We start from the raw sequence: 20,726 nt of genomic DNA, 5'->3' as shown, positions 1-20,726 counted from the left end.
CTGAAAACAGTATGTCAGACGTTCGCCCGCGGCGGGGGACGGAAGCGAGGCGGTTCCGGATTCACACCGTAATCCGCCTCAGACCAGCGCGTCCACGTCGACGTGCGCGTCGAGCAGCTCCGCCATCCTGTCGACGGTGCGCGCGTCGCGGGTGCGACCGCCGCGGACGATCCCCTCGGCGCGGTCGATCGCGGTGACCGTGTCGGTGTTCACCGCGAGGACGGGCTTACCGGCGTCGGCCGCCTTCCCGAGCACGGCGCCCGAGGGACGGTGACCGCCGGTCAACACGAGGCACGCCACGCCGGAGGCCTCGAGCGCCGCGGTCTGCACGTCGGCGCGGTCGCCGCCGGTGATGACGGCGGCGTCGCGGGCGCGCCGGAAGTAGCGGAGCGCCTCGTCGCCGCCCATCGCGCCCACGAGGAAGCGCTCGACGAAGCCGTCGGTCGGGGCGTCGGTGAGGAGCTCGGCGCCGAGCTCGTCCGCGAGCTCCCCGACGGTGACGCCGGCCAGCTCCTTCTCGGACGGGATGGCCCCGAACACGGTGATTCCCTTCGATTCGAGGAACGGGATCCCGTCCTGATCGAGCGACTCGAACGCGTCGTCGGACACCTTGTTGAACACGACGCCGGCGAGGCGGTCGCCGAACGCGTCGGCGGCCGCGAGCACGTCGTCGAGGTCGTTCGGGGAGTCGTAGCCGGCGACGAGCACGACCCGCGCGTCGAGCAGTTCCGCCACGTCCACGTCGGTGAGGTCGACGACGCCGCCGGTGGTCCAGCGGCCGCCCCCCTCGACGAACATGTGGTCGCGGTCGGCGGCGAGCTCTTCGTACTCCTCGCGGATCCGGTCGCGGAGCGCGTCGGCGTCCTCGGTGCCGCGGATCGCGCCCTCGACGAACGTCGGGGAGTAGACGACGGGCTCCATCTGGTGCATCTCGGCGTCCAGATCGAGCACCTCGCGGGCGAGCATCGGGTCCTGATCGAGCGTCTTGCCGACGTTCGACTGCAGCCGAGTCCCCTTCGGCTTCATGTAGCCGACGCTGCGGTCGCGGTCGGCGGCGAGCCGCGCGAGCGCGACGGTGATCGCTGTCTTTCCGGCGCCTTCTCCGGTCGCGGTGACGAGTGTCGTGGGTGTGTCTGTCATAGGTCGAGTTCCTCCGGGTCAACCGTAAGTCTCACGTCGACGGCGGCGGCGTTCGTGCCGCCGTCGGCGTCGGGCAGTGCGACGAGCGGGTTGATGTCGAGTTCGAGGATGGCCGGGAAGTCGGTGACCAGCTGCGAGAGCCGACCGATCGTCTCGATCACGGCGTCGACGTCGACCGGATCGCGCCCCCGAGCGCCGCGCAGCAGCGGCGCCGACTGGATCTCCTCGGTCATCTCGCGGGCCTCCGGCTCCGAGACGGGCGCGACGCGGAAGGTGGTGTCCTCCATCACCTCCACGAAGATACCGCCGAGCCCGAACATCAGCAGCGGACCGAACTGCGGGTCGCGGTTCATGCCGACGATCGTCTCGACGCCGTCGTCGAGATCGACCATCTCTTGCACCTGTACGCCGAGGACGGTCGCGTCCGGCTGGTAGTTGCGCGCGCGGGTGATCAGGTCCTCGTAGGTGTCCGCCACCTCGGCCTCCTCGACGCCGACGGCGACGCCGCCGATGTCGGACTTGTGGAGGATGTCGGGCGAGACGATCTTCATCACCACGTCGCCGTCGATGCCGGCGGCGACCTCGGCGGCGCGCTCGGGCGTGTCGACGATCTCGCCGTCGGGCGTGGGGATGCCGTACGCGTCGAGCAGTTCCATCGCCTCGACGCCGAGTCGGTTGTCGTCGCGGTCGCGGACCGTTCCGAGGATCTCGCGGGCGCGCTCGCGGTCGACGTCGAACGACATCGGGTCGGCGTACTCGCGCTCCTTGATGTCGCGGTACCGCGACAGCGTCGCGAGGCTCTCGATCCCGCGGGCGGGATCGAAGTAACAGGGGATCCCCTTCGCCTGCAGCTGCTGTTTCGGCCCGCGGGTCCGGTCGCCGCCCATCAGGCAGGCGGCGACGGGGGCGTCCATCTCGTCGCTCACGTCCGTGATCGCGTCCGCGAGTTCGTCGAAGTCGATCGTCGCGGTCGGCGCGGCCAGCACGAGGGCGGCCCCGACGTTGTCGTCGGCGACGGTGATCTCCAGCGCCTCGCGGAACCGCTCCACGTCGGCGTCGCCGATCACGTCGACCGGGTTGTGGATGTTCGCCTCGTCGGGCATCGATTCGGCGAGCGCATCGCTCGTCTCCCCGGTGAACGACGCCATGTCGAGGTCGGCGTCGCCGACGGCGTCGGTCGCCATCACGCCGGGGCCGCCGGCGTTGGTGACGATCGCGACGCTGTCGGTGTCGGGGAGCGGCTGGCTCCCGAGGATGCCGGCCGAGTCGAACAGCTCGTCGACGGACTCGGCGCGGATGACGCCCGCCTGGTCGAGGCCGGCCTCGTACGCCTTGTCGGAGCCGGCGAGGGTGCCGGTGTGCGAGGAGGCCGCCTGCGCGCCCGCGCTCGTCCGGCCGGATTTCACGGCGACGATCGGGGTGTCCTGGGTCGTCTCGCGGGCGGTATCGATGAACTTGCGGCCGTCCTCGATCCCCTCGAGGTAGCCGATGATCACGTCGGTCTCCTCGTCGTCTCCCCAGTGGTCGACGAAGTCGGTCTCGTCCAAGACCGCCTTGTTGCCGAGCGAGACCACGTCCTTGAAGCCGATCCCGTTGTCGTTGGCCCAGTCGAGGACCGCGGTGACGAACGCGCCGGACTGGCTCATGAAGGAGAGCCCGCCCGGGAGCGCGTTCTCCGGGCCGAACGTCGCGTTCATGCCCGAGGGCGTCGACATGATCCCCAGGCTGTTGGGGCCGACGAGGTTCAGGTCGTACTCGTCGGCTATCTCCGCGAGGCGCCGTTCCCTCGCCGCCCCGTCCTCTCCCGTCTCGCCGAACCCGGCGGTGATAACGACGACGTTCCGGACGCCCGCCTCGCCGCACGCCTCGATCGCGTCCAACACGATCGACGGCGGTACGACGACCACGGCGACGTCGGCGTCCGCGTCGGCCACCTCGTCGACGCAGGGCGTCCCGAGCACCTCGTCGTAGTTCGGGTTGACGGGAACGGTGTCGCCGTCGAAGTCGTCGAGCAGATTCGACGTGACGGCGCGACCGACGGCTCCCTCTCGGGAGGTCGCGCCGACGACGGCGACCCGGTCCGGGTCGAACATCTCGTTGAGCGTACCCATCGGTACGTGGCTATACGCACCGACGGCTTAAGATCGGCGGGAGCGTTCTCATTCCCTGAATATTAATGAACGATCGATCGTATCGATACCGTCTCGTTCGAGGACCGAGGAGGTGATGCCACGTTTGGTCCCGTAATTCGACGCTTCGGCTCTCGCCCCGCGGAGCGACTTGGTTCTCCCGTTCACTCCGCGTCGTCGCGACCTTCCCGGTCCGACCCGCAGTCTTCGGAGCCTGAAGGCGCGGACCCGTCCGTTCGCATCCGCGCGTCCGCTCCTCCAATCCCGGCGGTCGTCGGGCGGTTCGACGGGCTCGTCCCGAGGGAGTCCTCGTCGGTCGCGTCGCACTTCGCGTTCGGGACGGAGAGCGTCACGACGTTCCCGTCGGCGTGGGTGTCGAAGGTCACCCCGCCGCCAGACCGGTTGGCGACCCAGTACACGAGCCATAACCCCATTCCCCCGGTGTGACGGAGGTCGTCCATCTCCCACCGATCGGTGATGACGTACCGCTCCTCGACCGGGATCGGCGGGCAGTTGTCGCGGATCGACACCTCGACCGCATCGCCCGTCGCGCGCACGTCGATCCGGATTCGCGGCGTCGTCTCCGCGTGTTCGAGGGCGTTCTCGACCAGCTCCGCGATCGCGTAGTCGATCTCCGGGTGCGTGAACGCCCTCGCGTCCGGCGGGTACGAGACCGACACCCGCGGGAGCGTCGAGCCGTCGTCCCCTTTCGGCTCCCCGCTCGCCGTTCCCTCGTCGGTCAGCCAGCCTCCGTTCTCGGTCTCGTCTCCGTGCGCGCTCTCCGCCGGATCTCCGTCCTCGACGGGGTCGCGATAGGTGATGTCGATCGGCTCGTCGCAGTCGTCGACGACCATGCCGAGCGCCTCCTCGACCACGGGCGCGACCTCGACCGTCCGGGGCGACTCGCGCTGTCGCAGCAGGTCGATCACGCCGCGCTGTTTCTCCGCGGTCGTCAGCAGGTCGGAGGCGATCCGGCGGATCGTCTCCGCGTGCTCCCGTACGTCCGCGCCGAGTTCGGCGAGGGCGTCGGGATCGATCTGACCGCCGCCGTCCTCGCTCTCGCCGTCCGCGTCGTCGCCCCGCGCCTCCGGCTCGAACGCGTCCGACGCGGCGACGGAGTCGACGATGCGCTCCGCGGTCCCGTCGACGATGTTCATGTCGTTTCGGATCGTGTGTCGCAGGAGGTTGTCCATCACGGCGAGCTGTCGCTCGCGGCGGTACTCGTCGGTGACGTCGCGCGCGAACCCGGCGACTGCGACGACCTCACCGTTCTCGCTCACCGGCTCGCCGGGCACGCGGACCCACTTCGTGACCCCGTCGGCGGACCCGAGCCGGTAGTCGATCAGCGTCGACTCCCCGTTCGAGAGCCGCCCCATGGCCCGCTCGACGTACGGGCGATCGTCGGGGTGGACCGCGTCGAGGAACTTCGTGGGCCGGCGTTCGAGCGCGTCCGGCGACACGCCGAATATCTCCTCGGCGGCGTCGTTGACGAACAGGAGCTCGTCCCACTCGGCGGAGAACATCCAGAACACGTCGGACGACACCGACGCGATCGTCTCCAGCCGGCGCCGGGACTCGACCTCGGCCGTGATGTCCCGCGAAGTCACCACGTAGCCGTCGATCCCCGTCTGTCCGGGCGGATGGACCGTCGTCCGGAGCCACACCCACTCGTCGTCGGCGGTGCGGTACCGGTACTCCAGCGACTCGCTGACTGCCGACTCTTCGGCGACGATCCGCGCGAACGTGTTCCGGAGCCGCTCCTCGTCGTCGGGATGCGCTCGCGCGAGGGCGTCCGTCCCGACGAGTTCGTCCGATCGAAACCCGAGCAAGTCGGCGACGGACGCGTTGAGATGCCGGTAGATCCCGTCTTCGTCGAGAACGGCGATCTTGTCCCCCGCGAGATCCAGAAGAACGGCGGGATCCGGCGACTCGGCCATATGGTTACCGCTATCCGAGGCGGTTGATAAGGCTACTCGCCCGATTATCACGAGAGAAATCTCACGGCTACGCTCCCGGTCGGTCGTCGCAGACGGCGTAATCAGCGCCCGAGACGCGCGCTCAGTCGGCCGAGACGCCGGTGGTGTCGAACGCGGCGCTCACCGAGTCGGCCGCGGAGTCGTCGACGGTCAACGTGATACCGCCGTCACCGAGCTCGATGGTTGCGTCGGTCGCGCCCCGCGTGTACTCCGCCGCGTGGTCCCCGTCGGCGTCGAAGCGGACGCCTTCGACCAGTAGGGGAGTCTCGCTGAGTCGTTCGACCTTGCGGTAGGCGGTCGAGAGCGCGATGTCGCACGCGTCGGCCAGCTCGCTCGTCGTCATCGCCGTGTCGGCGGCCCCGAGGATCGCCCGGCAGTCGGGGTCGGCGAGCGCGTCGAACGTGTCATCGAGCGTTTCGTCGCCTTCCGTCGCGGTCGTCGGTCCGGTCGCCCGCGGCGCGTTTCGCTTCATGGATGTAGGTTGTGGCTCCGTCCACCCCAACACCGGCCCTACATATGGGGGGTGTTTTATAAGGGCGAACCGATTGGCGCCGCCGAGCAAGCGTCGACCAGCGAGCGCCAGCGAGCGGCGACGACGCGGACGCGCGGACGGCGTCAACGTTTTGCCCGGGGGCGGACACGAACGGACACGCAGATGGGATCCGGAATCAGAGCGGAGGTCTCGCTCCCGACGACGTCGCCGTCCCCGTTTGACGGCGTGGTCGACGGGTCGACACCGATCTACAACGTCGCGCGCAGCGCGTCGGACAGCGATCCGGGGACCGTCGTCTTCGAGTTCATCGCCGACGCGGACCTCCCGGCCCCTGAGGGAGTCGAGGTCGTGTTCGACTACGGCGCCAAGGCGGCCTACCGGTTCGAGACCCCCAGCGCCGAGGCGTCGCCGTTCGCGGTGCTCGACCGACACGGCGTCCCCACCTCGGAGACCACCATCCGAGACGGGCGGCTGGTCGTCACCTTTCACGCGACCGACCTGCCGACGCTCCGCTCCGTGCTCGACGAGTTCCGAGAGTCCTGCTCCGACATGCAGGTGTTGCGGTTACTCCAGTCGTCGTCGACGCCCGAGGAGTCGGACCTGGTCACCGTCGACCGGAGCGAACTGACCGAGCGCCAGCGCGAGGTGCTCACCGCCGCCTACGACGCGGGCTACTTCGACCACCCGAAGGGGGCCAACGCCGGCGAGGTCGCCGAGTCGCTCGGCATCGACCGGTCGACGTTCTCGGAGCACATGGCGGCCGCACAGCGGAAGCTGCTCTCGACGCTGCTCGACTGAACTCCCCTCCTCGTCGCTCGCGACCTTCGGGGGTCCCGGCCCGCCGGATTCCGAACCCTCAGGAATCCGATCCATCCTTCATGTGGATCCGTGTCGTACTCTTCACCATGAGCCCACGGACGCACACCTTCGTCTGTCCGGAGTGTCGCCGGTCGATCGAGGTGGACGACGCGATGCGGGCGACGCTGCTCGAAACGGGCTGTGTCGTCTGCGGCGCCCCCGTTACCGAGGGCGACATCGCGGACCCTCAGACCGCGTAGCGGTTGTCGTCTCCCTCGGTCCGCCCAATTCCCGGGTCCCGTCGCGGGCCTCCGCCACCGACAGCCGTCGGTTCCCCCTCGCTCAGTCTCGTGTCCTTTATCCCCTCGTACCCAGAGGATCGCGTATGGCGACGAGAAGCGAGGTCGAGATGTCCGACGCGGAGGTCGACGCGCTCCTGTCCCGGCACGAGACCGGGGTGCTGTCCCTCGCGCGCGACGAGACCCCGTACGCGATCCCGATCTCGTACGGATTCGACGAGGAGTCGCGGACCGCCTTCCTCCGGCTCGTGTCGACGCCCGACAGCGAGAAGCGAGAGTTCCTCGCGTCCGACCCGCAGGCCCGGATCGTGGTGTACGAGGAGGGCGGCGAGGGGAGCCGCGAGGAGTACGCGAGCGTCGTCGGCGTCGGCGCCCTCCATCGGGTCGATCTCGACGACCTCACGCCCGAGACGATCGCGCAGTACGGCAAGACGCAACGGCCCCTGTTCGAGATCTGGGCCGACGGGAAGAAAGACCTCGACATCGAGCTGTACCGGTTCGAGCCCGAGCGGCTCACCGGCCGTACGGTCGTCGTCGACCGCGACGATGAGTAGGAGTCGTCGACCGCTTATAAATAGCCGTTCGCAGATCGTCGATTAACGTTTGCACCGTCCTCGTTGCTGCTTACAACGATCGCGGCGATCCCGTGGTGAACACTTCCAAAGCCCAGCCGCTCGCTTATAAGTACCTGACGACAGATCGACAGGGAACACCGTCAAAGCCCCAGCCGGCGAGGCGGACGCACGCTCGCTGCGCGCTTCGGTCGCTCGTGCTGCTCGCTCCCTGCAGTGCTTACGTCACCTGCGCCCGCCTCGCCGGCCGCCCCTTTGAGTCCCACCCCGCACCGCACAGCAACCGCACCTCACACCTCCCCAACCTCGTCAGCCGTCCTCCGCTTCGCTCCGGACGACTGACTCCCTCGCACGCGCTCTCGCCGGCGGCTTCGCCGCCGGCTGTCAGAGGGACCTTCGGTCCCTCACTACTCGCGGTCGCCAGTGGCGACCGCTCGGAGGCGCGCGCCGACGGCAGATCGCTTTATAAACAGTCGATATCGCCGTCGCTCGGCGGCTCCGCCGCGGCGCGGTTACTTAAAAAGACGCTCGTCGTTCGGTCGCCGCTCAGTCGTCCGCGGCCGCCGCGTCGACTTCGGGCTCGTACAGCTCGCCGGCGCGCTCGCGCTCGGTGAGGTACTCGTCGACGTCGAGCGCGGCCTTCACGCCCATCCCGCTGGCCGTGGCCGCCTGCTGGTAGTGGAAGTCGACCACGTCGCCGGCGCCGAACAGCCCCTCGACGCCGGTCGCGGTCTGGTTCCCGCCGCGGCCGCCCTCGGTGATGAGGTAGCCGTCGTCGTCGGTCTCGATCCCGGTCCCCTCGAGGAAGTCCGTGTTCGGCGTGTGGCCGATGGCGAAGAAGACGGCGCCCACGTCGAAGTCGTACTCGTCGACCTCGTCGGCGGTCGCCGGGTCATCGAGCTTCTCCTTCGGGTGCCCGTCCGGGTGTTCGACCAGACTGACGTGGTCGATCCCGTCCTCGGGGGTGCCGTGGATCTCGGTGAGCTCGGTGTTGAGGAGGAGCTCGATCTCGCCGTCCTCCACCTTCTCCATCGTGCGCTCGATCCACACGTCCTCGGCGCGGAACTCCTCGCGGCGGTGGGCGATGTAGACGGTGTCCGCGAACTTCGTCAGGAAGTTCGCCTCTTCCATCGCGGCGTCGCCGCCGCCGACGACGAGCATGTCCTCGCCGCGGAAGAACGCGCCGTCGCAGGTCGCGCACGTCGAGAGCCCGTACCCCATCAGCTCGTCCTCGCCCGGGACGCCGAGCGTGCGGGCGCTGGCGCCAGAGGCGGCGATGAAGCCGTCGGCGGTGTACACGTCGCCGTCGGAGAGCTCGACGCGGAAGTGGCCCGCGGGCTCTTTGGAGACGTCCTCGATGACCCCGTTGCGGGTCTCGGCGCCGAACTTCGTCGCCTGCGCTTTCATGTCGTTGATCAGCTCCGGCCCGGAGATCCCCTCGGGGAAGCCGGGATAGTTCTCCACGTCGGTGGTGAGCGTGAGCTGGCCGCCCGGCTCGTCGCCCTCGATGAGCAGGGGATCGTTGTTCGAGCGCGCGGCGTAAATTCCCGCGGAGAGCCCCGCGATCCCGGTGCCGGCGATGATCAGTCGACGGTGTTCGACAATGTCGTCGGTCATACGTACCAGTTCGCCGTCGCGAAGTATGTAGGTTGCGCCCTCGGACGCGGATGGCGGGAGAGCGAGGGATGGGTGGCGGGACCGCGGAAAAATCCCGGGATCCGGGACCGCGAAAAATTCCGGGATCCGGGACCGCGGAAAGTTCCGGGAGCCGAGAGCGAACGCTCTCAGTCGGTCGGGAACTCCGGTACTCCCCCCGTCGGCGGTGAGGGGGCGTCGTCGAGCGCCTCGAAGAAGCGCCCGGCGACGAACGCCTCGACGACGTCTTCGAGCGACTCCTCGTCGGACACCTCTTGGAGGATTCCGAGCGGGACCTGCGCGCCGGCCATGGTCGCGTGCCCACCGGCGGAGCCGACCGGGTCCAGCGCGTCGCGGAGCAGTTCGCCCACGTCGAGGTCCGCGCCGCGGGCCCGCGCGGAGCCGTAGACGACTCCGTCCGTGTAGCCGAACACGAACGTCACCGCGATCCCGTCCAGATCGAGGAGGCGATCGGCCGCCTGCGCGAGGGCGTCGCGGTCGCCGATCTCGCCGACGCAGGAGGCGACGGTCGAACCGCGCACGTCCCGCCCCTCGATAGCGCGGGCGAGCACGCGGAGCGTCTCCGGGCTCACGCTCGGGCTCTCGACGCGTTCGAGCGTCGACTCGTCGGCGTAGGCCGACAGCGACGCGGCCGCCTCGAAGTCCGGGATCGAGGTGGACCGCGTGAAGTCCTTCGTGTCGATCCGGATCCCGTACAGGAGCGAGGTCGCGAGGGCCTGGTCCGGATCGATACCGAGCCGCGAGAGGTACTCCTCGATCAGCGTGCTCGTCGCCCCGGCGTCCGGGCGGATATCGACGAACTCCCCGGCGACGGGGCCCCGCGGCGGGTGGTGGTCGACGACGATCGTGACCGGATGTCCTTCCGGGAGGCTGTCGTTGATCCCGGCGCGCGAGTGGTCCACGAGCGCGATCCCGTCGTAGTCGTCGAGGTCGACCTCGTCGAAGGTCCGCAACGAGAGGTCCAACAGGTTCACCATCGCGCGGTTCTCTTGGTGGGCGATCTCGCCGCCGTAACAGGCGTCCGCGGCGACGCCGACCGACTCGGCGATCCGCTCCAGCCCGAGCGCGCTCGCGATGGCGTCGGGGTCGGGGTTGTCGTGCGCGACGACGAGCAGGGGTCCGGAGAGGTTCCGGAGGGCCCGCAACAGCCGGACCGGCTCCTCGTCGGCGTCGACGCCGACCGCCTCGCGGACCCGCGAGACGATGGCCTCGACGGGGTCGACGACGCGGTCGGCGACCGCCTCCACCGCGTCCTGCTGGGCCGCGGTCGGGTTCGTGCCGACGTGCGCGACGATCATCGCGTCCGGGTAGCGGCGCCGCGCGGCCTCCGCGGCGGCGACGTTCCGCTCCGGGTCGTCGCTCGCGACCAGCACGACCGCGGCGCTGTCGGGGTACGTCGTGGGATCGGTCGGATCGGCCTCCACGGTGGCGACGTTGCGGTCGCGCAGGGTCGAGGCCCATCCGGTGTCGTCGGTGATCGCGATGAGCTCGCCGCGCGACTCGCGGGTGTGCTCGACGAGCGTGTTCCCGACCGCGCTACAGCCGAGCAGCAGACGCCGGGCCATACCGGCGCGAGGGGGTCGCGACGCAAAACGCTGCCGTCATTCGTCGGGTTCGCTCCCCCCGGTGTCGTCGTCGGACTCCTCCACGCCCTCGCGAAGGGAGCCGTTCACCGCGGCGGCCACGTCGACCGCGGCGCGGTTCTCGGCGACGTCGTGGACTCGAACGATGTCGGCGCCGCGGTCGGCGGCGAGGGCGGTCGCGGCGACGGTGGCGTGCTCGCGGTCCTCCGGCCCCCGATCGACTGCGCCGTACATCGACTTGTGGGAGTGGCCGATCAGCACCGGGCAGTCGAGCGCGGCGAACTCTCCGGCGCGGTCGATCAGCTCGAACGCCTCGGCGGCCGACTTGCCGAAGCCGATCCCGGGGTCGACGATCACCTTCTCCCGGTCGATTCCGGCTGTCTCGGCCAGCGCGAGCCGCTCGCGGAGCGCCGCGATCACGTCGTCGACGGCGTCGTCGTACTCGGGATCGTTCGTCGGGTCGACGGGGGCGTCGAGGCTGTGCATCACCACGACCGGGCAGCCGGCGTCGGCGACGACCTCGCGCATCTCCGGGTCCGCCAGCCCGGTCACGTCGTTGATGACGTCCGCGCCGGCCTCCAGCGCCGCCTCCGCGACGGCCGGCTTCCGCGTGTCGACCGAGACCAGCACGTCGCCGTCGGCGACCGCGGACACCGACCGGATCGCTTCGATGGTCGGGACGACCCGATCGATCTCCTCGTCGACCGGTACGGGCTCGGCGCCCGGCCGGGTCGACTCCCCGCCCACGTCCACGATGTCGACGCCCGCATCGACCATCCGCTCGACGCCCGCGGCCGCGTCGTCGAGGGCCGCGTGTCGCCCCCCGTCGTGGAAGGAGTCCGGGGTGACGTTGAGCACGCCCATGACCGCGGTGCCGTCGGTCCAGGGGTAGTCGTCTGGGGCGGAGTCGGCAGGGGCAGAGTCGGCGGGAGCGGGGGAGTCCCGCGAACCCTCGTCGATCCCGAGCCGGTCGGCGATGTCGTCCGCGACCCCCGCGAACCCCGCGTCCTCGCGCTCGCGGAGCCGGGAGAGCAGCTCGCGGTACTCCGCCGCCGTCCCCGCGAGCGTGACGGGCACGCGCTCGCCGCCGGGGACGCGCCCCTCGCCGGCGCCGAGCCCGCCGATCGCGGCGTCGCCGCCGACCTCGCGGAGGGCGGCCGCGAGGCCTTCCGCCCGGTCGCCGCGGAGCCGGAGGGAGAGCACGCGGTGGTCGATCCCCTCGCGTCGGCGTCGGTCCGCGCCGGATTCGCCTCCTGGCGGAACTCCGCCGGCGTCGAGCGCGCGTGCCGCGTTCGCGGCCGGGTCGTTCCCGCCGCCGACCGACCGCGGCGTCACGGTCCGCATGCGCGCCGCGCGCGCCTCCGCGACCGCGAACAGCGAGCCGGCGAGCAGCACGCAGTCGTCGGGGTCGGCGCGCCCGATCGCGTCGTCGAGGGCGGCGGCCACGTCCTCGCCGGCGGTCACGTCGTCGACGCCCGCGTTCCGAAGCGCGGCGGCCAACACCTCCGGGTCCTCCGCGCGGTCGAGGTCCGGGCGACAGGTGACCGCCGAGGCGGTCGCGGGGAGCGCGCTCGCGGCACCCGCGTGGTCCTTGTCGTGCATGGCGCCGTACACGAGGTGGAGGTCGTCGTAGTCGTACTCGGCGAGCGTGCCGGCGAGCGTCCGACACGCCGCCGGGTTGTGCGCGCCGTCGAGCACCGTCAGCGGGGCGGTGTCGACCACCTCGAACCGGCCGGGCCACGTCGCCCGAGCGAGCCCGCCGCTGACCGCGGCGTCGGGGAGGGGATCGACGCCCACCGCCCTCGCGGTGCGCCGGGCGAGCGCCACCGCGATCCCCGCGTTCGTCGCCTGATGGTCGCCGACGAGGGGGATCCGGTAGCTCCCGGCCACCTCGCCGGATAGCGTCACCTCGGCGTCGGTCGGGCTGACGCGCCCCTCATAGGCGACGGAGAGGGCGTGGTCTCCGTCGGCGTTTTCCTCCTCGTCCCCGTCTCGCCCGGCCCCCGCGACCGTCGCGACCGGGGCGCCCGCGTCGTCGGCGACCTCGCGGACGACCGACAGGGCCTCGCCCTCGCAGGCGGTGACGAGGGGCGCGCCCCCGTCCGCGATTCGCGCTTTGGTGCGGGCGATCTCCTCGATCGTGTCGCCGAGGACCGCGGTGTGTTCGAGCGAGACGTTGGTGACCGCGGTCGCGACGGGGTCGACCGCGCTGGTGGCGTCGTACTCGCCGCCGAGCCCGACCTCCAAGACGGCCACGTCGACCTCGCGGCGCGCGAAGTCGTGGACCGCCATCGCCGTGACGACCTCGAAGAAGGTGAGCGGTTCGCCGGCGGCGGCGCGCTCGACGAGCCACGGCTTCACCTCCGCGACGAAGTCGGCGATCGCGTCCTCCGTCATCGCCAGCCCGTCGACCCGGACCCGCTCGGCGAGCGCGGAGAGGTGCGGGGAGGTGTAGAGGCCGACGGAAAGGCCGGCCTCGCGCAGGATCGACTCGGTCATGCGCGCGGTGCTCCCCTTCCCGTTCGAGCCGGCGACCTGCACGAACGACACGTCCTCCTCCGGATTCCCGAGGTGATCGAGGAGGGCCGCCACGCGCTCGGTCCCCGGCTTCACCGAGAAACGGCGGAGGTCGAAGAGGAACGCCGCCGCCTCGTGGTAGTGCATACGCCGTGGGTCGGCTCGCCGTCGCTTAGGCGTAACGGACCGGGAACGGTATCGGCCCTCTCTCGATTTCCCGTCCCGCCCCAGTCGGAAGAGCAACCCTTACGCGCGCGGCATCCCGACACGTTCACATGAACGAGACTGCGGCCGCGTCGGCGTCCGCGGCCGAGAACGGGGAGCCGGACCGCGGCGCCGCCGCCGGTGCCGACACCGCCACCGACCCGGTCGTCGTCGGCGAGGGCGTCCGCAAGTCGTACGGCGAGGTCGTCGCGCTCGACGGCGTCGACCTCCGGGTCGAGCCAGGCGAGGTGTTCGGGCTCATCGGCCCCAACGGCGCGGGGAAGACGACGCTCGTCCGCGCGCTGACGGGGACGACGGAGGCCGAGGGCGACCTGCGGGTGTTCGGCGCCCCGCCGCGCGAGGTCGACCCCCAGCGGATCGGGCTGCTCCCGCAGTCGTTCGACCCGCCGGAACGGCTCACGGCGTCGGAGCTGGTCGACTACTACGGCGGGCTGTACGACGCGGCGCGCGACACCGAGTCCGTCCTGCGGGACGTGGGGATGGCCGACGACGCGGACGCGTGGTACGAGAGGCTCTCGGGCGGCCAGAAGCGTCGGACCTGCGTCGCGACCGCCATCGTCAACGACCCCGACCTCCTCTTCCTCGACGAGCCGACCACGGGGATCGACCCGGCCGGCCGGCGCTCGATCCACCGCCTGATCGAGCGGCTCGCGGGCGACGGCACCACCGTCTTCCTCACGAGCCACGCGATGGACGAGGTCGAGCGCCTCGCCGACCGCGTCGCGCTCCTCCGGGACGGCGCGGTCGTCGCCGTCGGCGCCCCCGCCGAGCTCATCGCCGAGCACGGGGGCGAGCCGCGCTTGGACGTCGCACTCGACGGCCCGGCTGACGAGGCCGACGTCGAGGCGGTCCGGGAGGCGCTCCGAAGGAAGCTCACGGACGAGTCGGCGGGAGGGAGAGAGGAGGCGTCCGGGAACGAGGCCGCGCCCGCCGTCGAGTCCACCCGCAAAGGCCTCCGGATCGGAGGCGTTCGGCCGGAGGAGATCGGGGACGCCGTCGACGCGCTCGACGCGGCCGGGGTCGAATTCGAGTCGCTCGCGTGGTCGGAGCCGTCGCTGGAGGACGTGTACCTCCGGCTCACGGGAGAGGAGTACTCGCCGCGGTCGGGGACGGCCGATGCAGTCCCCTCCGACGGGGGTGACCGATGAGCCGGGTCGGGCGGATCGCGACGGAGGCGAGCGCGGCGGCGCGGTCGTTCCTCCGGCGGCGGACGGCGGTGTTCTTCACCTTCTTTTTCCCCGTGATCCTCGTGGTCATCTTCGGCGCGCTGGTCCAGACGCAGCCGACCGGCGGCGGGCTGTTCGCGGAGCCCGCCGGCTACTACATCCCCGGCTACCTCGCGGTCGTCGTCCTCTTTACGCCGCTGTCGCGGGTCGGATCCGAGATCGCTCGCCACCGCGACGGCGGCCGGTTCGAGAAGCTGGCGACGACGCCGCTCTCGCGGGGCGAGTGGCTGGTCGCGCACACGCTGGTCAACGTCGCGATCATCGGCGCGGCGAGCCTGCTCATCCTCGGGCTCGTACTGGCGGTGACCGACGCGGAGCCCGTCGTCTCGCCGGCGCTCGCGGCGCTTCCGGTCTTCATCGTCGTCGCCGTCGCGCTCTTCTGCGGGCTCGGGGCGCTGCTCGGCGCGCTCGCGGACTCGCAGGACGGCGTGATCGCGGCGAGCAACACGGTCGCGCTCCCCCTGCTGTTCCTCTCGGAGACGTTCGTCTCGCCCGAGCTGCTGCCCGAGTGGTTCCTCCCGGCGGTCGCGGCCTCGCCGCTGACGTACTTCGCGCGCGGGACGCGGTCGATCATCTACGAGCCCGGGCCGTGGGTCGGCGATCTGGCGGTGCTCTCGGTCCTCGCGCTCGCGTTCCTCGCGCTGGGGGCGTACGCGGTCCCGCGGACGGACTGAGGGGGCCGGTGGCGGGCGGTCTCCTGGAGGCGAACGCCGAGGTATTTCGGGATCCGGACGCCGGATTCCCGGGTCCCGAAACGGAAGCCGGTCATTTATATCGCCCGACGCCGTCTCCGACAACGAGAGAAAGCGTGCCCACCGTTCAATTCACCTGCTCGGACTGCACGCAGACGATCGAGGTCAACGACGAGATGCGGGAGACGATCCTCGACAGCGGCTGTCCGGTCTGTACGACCCCGGCCAGCGAGGAGGACTTCGACGACGAGTAGCGGCTTCACCGTCGATATGCGGGGGGGTTTTGCGTTCGGTTATTTATAAGCGATCGACGACCCTGCGGTGAAGGTCTCCAACGCCCCAGCCTCGTCGGAACGGCGCAGTCGAGTCGCTCCGACTCCCTCGCGCGTGTACCTCGCCCCTTATCAGGCCGCTCGGCGGCGCGCGCCGACCGCACATCTGCTTACAAGTACTCGTCTGCGTTCACGAGAGCACTTCGACCTCGTAGCCGTCGGCTTCGAGGGCGTCGATGATGTCGGCGGCGTGTTCGGCGTCGTCGGTCTCCAGTTCCAGTTCGAGTTCCGCGGCGTTGACGGCCACGTCCCGCGAGGTGCGGTCGTGGTGGACCGCGTACACGTTCGCGCCGGTGCGGGCGACGATGCTGGAGACGCGCTCCAGCTCTCCGGGCCGGTCCTTCAGGTCGATGGTGATCTTGAGGTATCGGCCCATCTGGACGAGTCCGCGCCGGACTACGGTGCCGAGGCGGTTGAGGTCGATGTTGCCGCCGCAGAGCGCGGCGACGATCGTCTCGTCCTCCTCGTACTCGAACGCCTCCGAGAGCACGGCCGCGAGCGCGACCGCGCCGGCCCCCTCGACGAGCGTCTTCGCGCGCTCCAAGAGGAGCGTGAGCGCGAGGGCGATCTCGCGGTCGTCGACCGTGACGACCTCGTCGACGTACGCCGACATCACGTCGAAGGTCTGCTCGCCGATCGACCGGGTGGCGATCCCGTCGGCGATCGTGTCGACGCTATCGATCTCGCGGACCTCGCCCGCCTGCAGCGACTTCGCGGCCGAGGCCGCGCCCTCGGCCTGCACGCCGACGACCCGCACGTCCGGGAGTTGCTCTTTGATCGCGACCGCGACGCCCGAGATGAGCCCGCCGCCGCCGATCGGGACGACGACCGTGTCGAGGTCGGGACAGTCGTCGACGATCTCCAGGCCGATCGTCCCCTGCCCGGCCATCACCACGGGGTCGTCGAACGCGTGGACGTAGGTCCGGCCCTCCTCCCGTTCCAGCTCGTGGGCGTACGCCTGCGCCTCGTCGTAGTCGACGCCCTGCAGCCGGACGCTGGCGCCGTACCCGCGGGTGGCCTTCACCTTCGAGACGGGCGCGAACTTCGGCATCACGACGGTGGCGTCGACGCCCGCGCGGTCGGCCGCCAGGGCGACCCCCTGCGCGTGGTTGCCCGCGCTCGCGGTGACCACGCCGGCCTCGCGCTCGGCGTCGGAGAGCGTGGCGATCCGGTTCATCGCCCCGCGGATCTTGAACGCACCGGTGCGCTGGAAGTTCTCCAGCTTGAGGTGGAGGTCCGCGCCGCTCATCTCGGAGAAGCTCCGCGACCGCTCTAAGGGCGTGTGCCGGGCGGCGGCGCCGACGCGCTCGCGCGCCTCGCGAACGTCGGAGAGGCTGATCATACGTGGGCGTCGCCGCGCCGGCCGCTAATCGGTTCCGGTCCGTTCCGCTTCGGCGTCGGACGAGGCGACCCGAGACCGCACAGAGACCGAGCCGCGGGCTCGCCGTTTTAAAGGGGGAATGCACGCGTGTGACGTGCGAGTGGATCGAAGCGTGCCGAATACAAAAAGGTGGGGCTAGCGGAGTGAAAGTGAAACCGCACGACTGGAGCGCCGTCATCCCTCCGTCAGACGGGATCTCAGGGGGTCAGGCGCACCCGGATATCCTCTCGTTCGAGGTATCGCTCGACCCGCTCGGCGAACCCCTGATCGCCGCCGTCGTGGTCTCCCTCGCCACCGCCGCTCTCGATCCCACCGCTGTCGCCCTCGTCTGACCACGTCGCGTCTGCCTCGAGCCGGTCGGGGTCCCCGACGTACACCGCCGCCTCATTCGGGTGGCCGTCGGGCGCGTCGAGCGGGACCGCCATCCGCCGGTACAGCCCCGAATCGACGTGCTCGTACTCGTCGAGCGTGTCCATCTCCTCGGTTCGAAGGAGCCGCCCGCCCGTCTCGCCGCCCGGCGCGAGCGTCGGATACCGCCCCTCGACGAGGTGGAGTCCGAACAGCGTCGCCGGCCCGACGTACACGTACGAGTCGAGCACCTCCGCGACTCGTTCCGGTTCGGTGAGCGTTCCGTACACGAAGACGTCCATGGTCTGTGTGTGTCGTTCACACGTTTCAACGTTCGGGCGGCGAGGGATCCCCGTCCGGGGCGGTGAACGATCCGCGACCGGCGGGTCACTCCGACCCCGATACGGTGAAATCCCGTCCGTTCCTCCGCGGTGACGCATGGACTCCTCGCGGCGGCGGCGCGTCTGGGCGCGCGTGTTCTCGCTCGCGTGGCCGGTCATGGCCGAGCAGACGTTCCGCACCGCGATGCGGACGATCCGACCGACCGCGGTTCGGAGTGAACGCCAAGACCGCTCTGGTTTTTAAGTGTGTGACGGTCGAACCGGTCCGCATGGACCTGTCATCCGCCGTCTCCGCCACCGCGTCGACCCTCCGGCGGCGCCCCGCCGACCTGCTCCCGTTTTACCTCCTCGGCACGGCCGTCCCCGTTATCGCCCGGATGGGCCTCTTCGTCGCGCTCGCCGGGACGTACCTCCACTACGAGCTGACCGGTCGGCTCGCCGACGCGCGCCGAGCGCTCGCCGAGCTGGACCTGACGCCGCCCGACGCGCAGGACCCCGAGGCCGTCCAGGCGTGGACCGAAAGCGTGGCTCCCGCGCTCGAACCACTCGCGTCGCCGACCGCGCTCCTCCTCCTGACCGTCGGCACGGCCGCGACGCTCCTCTTGGCGATTCTCACGTACGCCGCGGTCTCCGCCGGACAGATGTCGGCGGTCGCGGGCCGCGTTCGCGGCGGCCGCGGGCTCGCCGCCGGGATCGCCGGCGTGCGGGAGCGCTGGCTCACGTTCCTCGGGCTCTACGTCGCCGAGCTTCTGCTGTGGATCGGCGTGTCGCTGCTCGCCGGGCTCGCGATCGGCGGCGCGTTCCTGGTCAACCCCTTCCTCGGCGCGGCGGTCGCGCTCTTCGCGCTGCTCGTCGGGCTCGTCGTCCTGCTTCTCGTCCGCGCGGTGTTCGCGTTCGCGCCGGCCGCGGTCGTCGTCGACGAGACGGGCGTGGTCGGCGCCGTCGAGGGCGCCGGCGGGTTTATCCGGTCGAACCCGGTCGACGCACTCGCGTACCTCGTCGTCGCCGTCGGCGTGCTCGTGGCGATCTCCTCGGTCGCGTCCGCGCTCGCGTTCCTCGGGGGCGGAGCCGCCGTCGCGCTCGCCAGCGCGGTCGTCGCCGCCCCCGCGCTGGACCTACTGAAGACCGTCCTGTACGGCGACCACCGCGGCGCGGTCGCCCCCGTCGAGCCGGTCGACGCCCGCCTCCGCGACCAGTTCGTCGGGGGCGTCCGCCGCGGCTGGGGAGAGATGGTCGGGTTCGTCCGGCGAACTCCCGGCCTGCACGCGATCGCGATCCTCGTCGGCGTCGGGTTCGGCGCGGTCGGGTGGCTCGCCGTCGACCCCTTCGTCGGCGCGGTCACCACGTCTATCGAGTCGCGGCTGGTCGGTCACCTCCCGCCGGCGGCCGCACTCAACTTCTTCGGGAACAACTGGTCGGTCGCGATCGCGACCTCGTTCGGCGGCGTCGCGCTCGTGCTCCCCGCGATCTCGTCGATCGCGTTCAACGGGCTCGCGCTCGGCGCCACCGCGGCGTTAGAGGAGAACCTCGCCGCGCTGCTCGCGTTCGTCGTCCCGCACGGTATCCTCGAAATCCCCGCGCTGTTCATCTCCGGCGCGCTGGGGATCCACCTCGGGATCGTCTCGTGGCGGGCGTTCCGCGGCCGCCTGTCCCGCGAGGCGTTCGCCGACGCGCTCGAACGCGCGTTCTGGGTGCTGATGGGTCTCGGCGTGTTGATCGCGGTCGCCGCCGTCATCGAGGGTTTCGTGAGCCCGTACTACTGGCGGCCGTTCCTCTGAGATCCGCGCCTCTCGCGGTCATCCCTGTCGCTTTCTCCCCGCTCACCGACCGTCGCCCGTACGTTCAAGTCTCTCCGTCCCGAATCCTGACCTGTATGACGCGACGCGATCCCTTCACCGAGATAGAGGACCTGCTCGAACGGATGGGACAGGAGTTCGAGGAGCTCGGCGGCACGCTCGACGCGCCGGGGCCCGGCGTCCCCGGGTTCCCGGGCGCCCGCGACGTCGCCGTCGACGTGATCGAGGACGACGAGGCGATCACCGTACTCGCCGACCTCCCCGGGTTCGACCACGACGAGATCGAAGTGGAGCTTCACGACGACGCGCTCTCGATCGCGGCCACCCGCGAGGAGACGCGGGACGCGGAGGTGGCTGCTGACGACGACGACGACGCGGCTGGAGACGAGAGCGACGACACGGACGACGACGGCTCCGAGGTCGGCGACGACGCGGACGTTCGCTACCACCGCCGCGAGCGCCGTCGCCGCGCGGTGTCGCGCCGGATTCCGATCCCCGAACCGGTCGATCGCGCCGATGCGACCGCCTCGTACGACGACGGCGTGCTCACCGTCACGCTCCCCAAGCGGTCGTCGTCGGATTCCGCCGGCCACACCATCGACGTGAACTGACCGGCCGGCTATCGGGCTCTCTCTGCTCCGTTTCGCACCTCCCCAGCCGACTGACCCGAGCTATCAGCTATCCTGTCGTCTTTAATACCACAGAGAGCGTCCCTACGGGTGATCATCATGAACAGAACCAACCCCTTCGACGAGATCGAGCAGTTCCTCGGCCGCACCTCCTTCGGCGGCGACCGCGCGTGGGGGCGTGACCTGCGGACCACCGACATCGACGTGGCCGAGTACGACGACGAGTTCGTCGTCATGGCCGACCTCCCCGGATACGGCCGCGAGGACATCGACGTACGGGCGACGGAGGGGCGGCTCACCATCACCGCCGAGCGCGAGGCGGAACGCGAGGACGGGGAGCGAGAGGCCGCCGACCGACGGTACCTCCGACGCGAGCGGCGCCACGAGTCGATCACTCGCTCCGTCGATCTCCCGGGACGCGTCGTCGACGACGGCGCGAGCGCGACGTACCGTCACGGCGTGCTCACGGTCACGCTCCCGAAGGTCGTCGACGAGGCGGACCGCGGCCACCGGATCGACGTGGCATAGTCCCGATTTCGGTCTTTCACCCCCGGATCGTGTTCCTCCACGCCGACAGCTTCTCCACGCGACGC

Annotated in this window: 19 protein-coding genes; 10 read left to right on the top strand and 9 right to left on the bottom strand. The window is 70.6% G+C overall.

Features of this window, described 5'->3' with window-relative positions; translation table 11 throughout:
* Positions 1 to 78: 78 nt before the first annotated feature.
* From FGL94_RS10450 to FGL94_RS10435, 4 genes are all read right to left on the bottom strand, one after another.
* On the bottom strand, positions 79 to 1,140 hold the full coding sequence (locus FGL94_RS10450) for a phosphotransacetylase family protein (protein ID WP_144924520.1): 1,062 nt from the start codon (positions 1,138 to 1,140) through the stop codon (positions 79 to 81).
* Positions 1,137 to 3,251, bottom strand: coding sequence for an acetate--CoA ligase family protein (locus tag FGL94_RS10445; RefSeq protein WP_144924517.1), 2,115 nt, complete (start codon positions 3,249 to 3,251; stop codon positions 1,137 to 1,139). Before FGL94_RS10445 ends, FGL94_RS10450 begins: the two co-directional genes overlap by 4 nt.
* A 182-nt stretch (positions 3,252 to 3,433) precedes the next feature.
* Positions 3,434 to 5,206, bottom strand: coding sequence for a PAS domain-containing protein (locus FGL94_RS10440; RefSeq protein WP_144924514.1), 1,773 nt, complete (start codon positions 5,204 to 5,206; stop codon positions 3,434 to 3,436).
* 121 nt (positions 5,207 to 5,327) lie between these two features.
* Positions 5,328 to 5,717, bottom strand: coding sequence for a winged helix-turn-helix domain-containing protein (locus FGL94_RS10435; RefSeq protein ID WP_144924511.1), 390 nt, complete (start codon positions 5,715 to 5,717; stop codon positions 5,328 to 5,330).
* A gap of 183 nt (positions 5,718 to 5,900) precedes the next feature.
* Between FGL94_RS10435 and FGL94_RS10430 the strand changes: the two genes are divergently transcribed.
* The 3 genes from FGL94_RS10430 (at position 5,901) to FGL94_RS10425 (ending at position 7,389) form a co-directional block, all read left to right on the top strand.
* Positions 5,901 to 6,536 (top strand): helix-turn-helix domain-containing protein, encoded by a 636-nt coding sequence (locus tag FGL94_RS10430; RefSeq protein ID WP_144924508.1) that lies wholly within the window; start codon positions 5,901 to 5,903, stop codon positions 6,534 to 6,536.
* Between the two features lie 107 nt (positions 6,537 to 6,643).
* Positions 6,644 to 6,796 carry a DUF7560 family zinc ribbon protein gene (locus FGL94_RS18315; protein ID WP_169332431.1) on the top strand — a complete coding sequence of 51 codons (153 nt, stop codon included), beginning with the start codon at positions 6,644 to 6,646 and terminating at the stop codon, positions 6,794 to 6,796.
* Between the two features lie 125 nt (positions 6,797 to 6,921).
* Positions 6,922 to 7,389 (top strand): pyridoxamine 5'-phosphate oxidase family protein, encoded by a 468-nt coding sequence (locus FGL94_RS10425; protein ID WP_144924504.1) that lies wholly within the window; start codon positions 6,922 to 6,924, stop codon positions 7,387 to 7,389.
* 564 nt (positions 7,390 to 7,953) lie between these two features.
* Here FGL94_RS10425 and FGL94_RS10420 read toward each other — a convergent pair.
* The 3 genes from FGL94_RS10420 to folP form a co-directional block, all read right to left on the bottom strand.
* A complete protein-coding gene (locus tag FGL94_RS10420) occupies positions 7,954 to 9,024 on the bottom strand; it encodes an NAD(P)/FAD-dependent oxidoreductase (protein ID WP_144924501.1) in 1,071 nt (356 codons plus the stop codon).
* A 167-nt stretch (positions 9,025 to 9,191) separates the two neighbouring features.
* Positions 9,192 to 10,628: a DHH family phosphoesterase gene (locus FGL94_RS10415; protein ID WP_144924498.1), complete on the bottom strand. Its 1,437-nt coding sequence runs from the start codon at positions 10,626 to 10,628 to the stop codon at positions 9,192 to 9,194.
* A 36-nt stretch (positions 10,629 to 10,664) separates the two neighbouring features.
* Entirely contained in the window at positions 10,665 to 13,310 is a 2,646-nt protein-coding gene (folP, locus tag FGL94_RS10410) for a dihydropteroate synthase (RefSeq protein ID WP_144924494.1), read from the bottom strand.
* A gap of 128 nt (positions 13,311 to 13,438) precedes the next feature.
* Here folP and FGL94_RS10405 point away from each other — a divergent pair, with 128 nt between their 5' ends.
* The 3 genes from FGL94_RS10405 (at position 13,439) to FGL94_RS10395 (ending at position 15,560) form a co-directional block, all read left to right on the top strand.
* Positions 13,439 to 14,536, top strand: a complete 1,098-nt coding sequence (locus FGL94_RS10405) for an ABC transporter ATP-binding protein (protein WP_144924491.1) — start codon at positions 13,439 to 13,441, stop codon at positions 14,534 to 14,536.
* The gene (locus tag FGL94_RS10400; protein ID WP_144924461.1) at positions 14,533 to 15,288 is read left to right on the top strand and encodes an ABC transporter permease; all 756 of its coding nucleotides are present in this window, start codon (positions 14,533 to 14,535) and stop codon (positions 15,286 to 15,288) included. Before FGL94_RS10405 ends, FGL94_RS10400 begins: the two co-directional genes overlap by 4 nt.
* 134 nt (positions 15,289 to 15,422) lie before the next feature.
* Entirely contained in the window at positions 15,423 to 15,560 is a 138-nt protein-coding gene (locus FGL94_RS10395; RefSeq protein ID WP_144924458.1) for a DUF7560 family zinc ribbon protein, read from the top strand.
* 208 nt (positions 15,561 to 15,768) lie between these two features.
* Here the strand turns inward: FGL94_RS10395 and ilvA are convergent, their stop codons facing one another.
* Both ilvA and FGL94_RS10385 read right to left on the bottom strand, forming a co-directional pair.
* Entirely contained in the window at positions 15,769 to 16,980 is a 1,212-nt protein-coding gene (gene ilvA / locus FGL94_RS10390; RefSeq protein ID WP_144924456.1) for a threonine ammonia-lyase, read from the bottom strand.
* A gap of 236 nt (positions 16,981 to 17,216) precedes the next feature.
* Positions 17,217 to 17,669: a gamma-glutamylcyclotransferase family protein gene (locus FGL94_RS10385; RefSeq protein WP_144924454.1), complete on the bottom strand. Its 453-nt coding sequence runs from the start codon at positions 17,667 to 17,669 to the stop codon at positions 17,217 to 17,219.
* Positions 17,670 to 17,805: 136 nt separating this feature from the next.
* Between FGL94_RS10385 and FGL94_RS18310 the strand changes: the two genes are divergently transcribed.
* The 4 genes from FGL94_RS18310 (at position 17,806) to FGL94_RS10370 (ending at position 20,661) form a co-directional block, all read left to right on the top strand.
* Positions 17,806 to 17,952 (top strand): hypothetical protein, encoded by a 147-nt coding sequence (locus FGL94_RS18310; protein ID WP_186313398.1) that lies wholly within the window; start codon positions 17,806 to 17,808, stop codon positions 17,950 to 17,952.
* A 25-nt stretch (positions 17,953 to 17,977) separates the two neighbouring features.
* Positions 17,978 to 19,486 carry a stage II sporulation protein M gene (locus tag FGL94_RS10380; protein ID WP_144924452.1) on the top strand — a complete coding sequence of 503 codons (1,509 nt, stop codon included), beginning with the start codon at positions 17,978 to 17,980 and terminating at the stop codon, positions 19,484 to 19,486.
* A gap of 95 nt (positions 19,487 to 19,581) precedes the next feature.
* Positions 19,582 to 20,115 carry an Hsp20/alpha crystallin family protein gene (locus FGL94_RS10375; RefSeq protein WP_144924450.1) on the top strand — a complete coding sequence of 178 codons (534 nt, stop codon included), beginning with the start codon at positions 19,582 to 19,584 and terminating at the stop codon, positions 20,113 to 20,115.
* Between the two features lie 117 nt (positions 20,116 to 20,232).
* The gene (locus tag FGL94_RS10370) at positions 20,233 to 20,661 is read left to right on the top strand and encodes an Hsp20/alpha crystallin family protein (protein ID WP_144924448.1); all 429 of its coding nucleotides are present in this window, start codon (positions 20,233 to 20,235) and stop codon (positions 20,659 to 20,661) included.
* Positions 20,662 to 20,726: the final 65 nt, after the last annotated feature.

This window comes from Halorubrum salsamenti (genome assembly GCF_007671685.1).
Classification (GTDB): Archaea; Halobacteriota; Halobacteria; order Halobacteriales; family Haloferacaceae; genus Halorubrum; species Halorubrum salsamenti.
The sequence above is the reverse complement of the archived record's forward strand: the minus strand, read 5'-3'. Positions and strand labels throughout refer to the sequence as shown.